Below are 543 nucleotides of genomic sequence, written 5' to 3' on the forward strand. Positions count from 1 at the left end.
TTAAAAAAAGCCGCGGCGTACTTCGCAAAGCTGTCCGACTGAGGTACGCCTTTATCCGTGACAACAGCAGTTGCTGGCCTGTTCGTCTGCTCTGTCGGGTGCTGGATGTTCATCCCAGTGGCTTTTACGCCTGGCTTCAGCAGCCGCATTCTAAGCGCCACCAGGTAGATCTGAGACTGACGGGACAGATTAAACAGTTCTGGCTGGAGTCCGGTTGCGTTTATGGTTATCGCAAGATCCATGTGGACTTGCGGGATTGCGGGCAACAGTGCGGAGTGAACAGAGTCTGGCGACTGATGAAGCGTGTCGGGATAAAGGCCCAGGTCGGGTACCGGAGCCCGCGGGCACGCAAAGGCGAGGCCAGTATCGTGTCGCCCAACAGGCTCCAGCGACAGTTCAATCCGGATGCTCCGGATGAGCGTTGGGTAACGGACATAACCTACATCAGGACTCACGAGGGCTGGCTGTATCTGGCCGTGGTTGTTGACCTGTTCTCACGCAAAATTATCGGCTGGTCAATGCAATCCCGGATGACAAAGGACA

At 55.8% G+C, this 543-nt stretch carries 1 protein-coding gene; it reads left to right on the plus strand.

Features of this window, described 5'->3' with window-relative positions; translation table 11 throughout:
- The coding region (locus tag QMM04_RS23025) for an IS3 family transposase (protein ID WP_282997217.1) at window positions 1-543 on the plus strand (543 nt) is incomplete at both ends.

The sequence above is a fragment of the Pantoea sp. Pa-EAmG genome (assembly GCF_030024295.1).
Classification (GTDB): Bacteria; Pseudomonadota; Gammaproteobacteria; order Enterobacterales; family Enterobacteriaceae; genus Pantoea; species Pantoea dispersa.